The 2670-nt window shown below is 39.7% G+C and carries 8 protein-coding genes and 1 pseudogene; all 9 read left to right on the forward strand.

Going from position 1 to position 2670, the window contains the following annotated elements; translation table 11 throughout:
- Positions 1-184: DUF6887 family protein (locus EWV84_RS12175; protein WP_287078194.1), on the forward strand; the 184-nt coding region annotated here is incomplete at its 5' end.
- 5 nt (positions 185-189) lie between these two features.
- A pseudogene (locus EWV84_RS12180) lies at positions 190-303 on the forward strand (type II toxin-antitoxin system HicB family antitoxin); the annotation flags it as partial.
- Positions 304-323: 20 nt separating this feature from the next.
- On the forward strand, positions 324-659 hold the full coding sequence (locus tag EWV84_RS12185) for a PIN domain-containing protein (RefSeq protein ID WP_287078195.1): 336 nt from the start codon (positions 324-326) through the stop codon (positions 657-659).
- Positions 656-868, forward strand: a complete 213-nt coding sequence (locus tag EWV84_RS12190) for a hypothetical protein (protein ID WP_287078196.1) — start codon at positions 656-658, stop codon at positions 866-868. Before EWV84_RS12185 ends, EWV84_RS12190 begins: the two co-directional genes overlap by 4 nt.
- A 321-nt stretch (positions 869-1189) precedes the next feature.
- Positions 1190-1606, forward strand: coding sequence for a retropepsin-like aspartic protease (locus EWV84_RS12195; RefSeq protein WP_287078197.1), 417 nt, complete (start codon positions 1190-1192; stop codon positions 1604-1606).
- A 237-nt stretch (positions 1607-1843) separates the two neighbouring features.
- Entirely contained in the window at positions 1844-2044 is a 201-nt protein-coding gene (locus tag EWV84_RS12200; protein ID WP_287078198.1) for a hypothetical protein, read from the forward strand.
- Positions 2038-2250: a RelB antitoxin-like protein gene (locus tag EWV84_RS12205; RefSeq protein ID WP_287078199.1), complete on the forward strand. Its 213-nt coding sequence runs from the start codon at positions 2038-2040 to the stop codon at positions 2248-2250. Before EWV84_RS12200 ends, EWV84_RS12205 begins: the two co-directional genes overlap by 7 nt.
- Before the next feature lie 124 nt (positions 2251-2374).
- On the forward strand, positions 2375-2509 hold the full coding sequence (locus EWV84_RS12210) for a type II toxin-antitoxin system RelE family toxin (protein WP_287078200.1): 135 nt from the start codon (positions 2375-2377) through the stop codon (positions 2507-2509).
- 81 nt (positions 2510-2590) lie between these two features.
- Positions 2591-2670: DUF6887 family protein (locus tag EWV84_RS23115; RefSeq protein WP_502705763.1), on the forward strand; the 80-nt coding region annotated here is incomplete at its 3' end.

Here is a 2670-nt window from a genome sequence, read left to right on the forward strand (position 1 = left end):
TAACGCAGAACTCCGTCAGTATCTTTCGGAACATCGAAATGAAGAAGCTATTTTTAGTGAAGCACTAGAAGTATTATTAAGCCGAAAAAAAGACAGTTTTAAATATCCCGCACCTCAAATGATGTCCTATAAAGAAATAGAAACGATTTTCAAGGAAAAATTAAATCAAATAATTGAGGAATAGAAATCGTGCGTTATGCGATTATTATCGAAAAAGCTGAAAATAACTATTCTGCTTATGTTCCCGATTTACCCGGTTGTGTTACTACCGGTAAAACCCTAGAGGAAATCGCAGAAAATGTGATTTATATATTTCGGATGCTGTGCTTCAAGAACTAACCAACGGAAACTATCCGCGTAAAGCTGAAATTATTCATTTGGTTTCGACGATTCCTTTACTACCGCCGACTTCTGCTCTTGAACAAGTTGTCGAGTTTTATCTTGCCAACTATGTCATGCCAAGGTCTCTTGTGGGCGACGCTCTACATCTTGCCTATGCCAGCTATTTCGACATTCAATATCTCGTTACTTGGAATTGCAACCACCTAGCGAATGCTAACAAACGGAAGCATATTCGCGTTATCAATGCCCGCCTTGGTTTGTCAACACCTGAAATTGTCACACCACTTCAACTATTCAAAGAGGAGAATAACTTATGATCCGCTCAGAGATTTTGCAAGAAAAAGATAAAACTCAAACAAGATTATCGGAGGAATGCACGTCTATCCATGACTATTTAGTTAAGTCTCGCATTGCTGCGGAAAAGGCTGCGGAATCCTACGGTTTTACTCTCAAGTATGCTGAAGAAATTCATAAAATTCGAGAAGAACACACCAAAGCTTTCAACGCCAACACAACAGCCTCGTAGGTTGGGTGGAACGAAACAATACTGGCTCGAAAATGGCTCAGTTATGAGAAATTTGCACGGTGAATAGATAACTTTATGAGAAAATGGAAAGGTAATGCAATCCTCCAAGCCAGATGACTATAGCAGAGCTATTCCCTACTTTGAGAAGTCTGCCTCGTGCAGACAAGTTGAAGGTGATGCAATTTCTGATCGCAGAACTAAGTAAGGACGAGGAGCCAAGCCTACAGCCAGGAGCAACATATTTACTCTCGTCGCCGCTTAATTCACACGCGGCGGCGCAGCAACTTGCTCAACTGCTAGATTCCGAGCAAGCAACGCACAATGGGTAATGCCCAACGATTTAACTTTACCGAAGGATTCGATGGGTTTGGTGTCCCCGATGCCTTGCCTCAACTACCTATATCTCTCACATACCAAGATAGATCCGTAGAGTTTTCAGCACTGTTAGACACGGGTGCAAGTGTTAATGTCTTGCCTTACAGCGCTGGAGTTCAACTTGGTGCGATTTGGGAAGAGCAGACAACCTCTGTCATCTTAGCTGGTAATTTGGCTTCGATCGAGGCGCGAGGTTTACTGGTTTCGGCACAGATTGGTAATTTCAACCCAGTTCGGCTAGTTTTTGCCTGGAGCTTGTCTGATGATATACCTTTACTACTGGGTCGGATGAATTTTTTTCTAGAATTTGATGTCTGTTTCTATCGTTCACAACTTGTTTTTGAAATCTGCCCTAAATCCTAAAATGCCCTGCGATCGCTGAGAGGAAGGGCTGCCAATTCCCCAACCAGCCACCTATTGCCAGTATATCGAAGCGTAACCGATCACCTGCATCCTGTCTGCGACTTTTATCTGTTAACATGGAACTGTCAACATATTACTAATGCTCAAATTCAGAAAAAACTTCTCAATATATGCGCGGATTTCGGCGACAAATTACTGCTAATCTGTACCCCTTACGAGTTAAGGGGATAATGAGCTATGTGGGAAGATGAAATACTCGAAGAAATTCATAAGATTAGAGAAGAACACGCCAAGTCTTTCAACTACGATATAAAAGCGATTTGCGCCGATTGGAGGGAGAGACAAGCGAAAAGTGGTAGAAAATTAGTTCGGTTAAATACCGCCCAAAACATGACAAAAAATAGCGAAAATGATCCTATTGAGAGAAACAAATGCTAGAAATTAACAAAAGCTATGTATTAGACAAAGATCAAAATCCCATTGCCGTTCAGATTCCCATTGCTGAATTTGAAAAAATCGAAGAAATCCTAGAGGATTACGGCCTGGGAAAACTCATTGAAGAAGTTGAAAATGATCAAATCCTAGACAAAGAAAAAGCCTTACAATATTTAGAATTGCTTAAAAATAAAAATGTGGAAGGTTGAATACAACAAGAGATTTTAAAAAGAATTAACTTCTTTGCCAAAAGACATACAATCTCCTATTGAGTTGATCGTATTTTACCAGTTAGAAACCGACAATCCTTTTGAATTAGGCTATCTTGATAAAATGAAAGGACATAAAGATAAGTATAAAATTAGAGTTGGAGATTATAGGATTGGACTGACTATTGATAAACCCAATCAAACCATCATCTGTCAACGGGTCGCACATCGTAGAGAAATTTACAAAACTTTTCCTTGATAGAAAGATACCGCTATCTTTATCTGTCAATTGCTGTCTAATCATTTTAATCGATGAACAGGGAAATTGGAACTTTGAATTATGAAAAAATCACCTTCGGAAATGACTAACGCAGAACTCCGTCAGTATCTTTCGGAACATCGAAATGAAGAAGCTATTTT

This window comes from Microcystis sp. M_QC_C_20170808_M3Col, from assembly GCF_007095505.1.
GTDB lineage: Bacteria > Cyanobacteriota > Cyanobacteriia > Cyanobacteriales > Microcystaceae > Microcystis.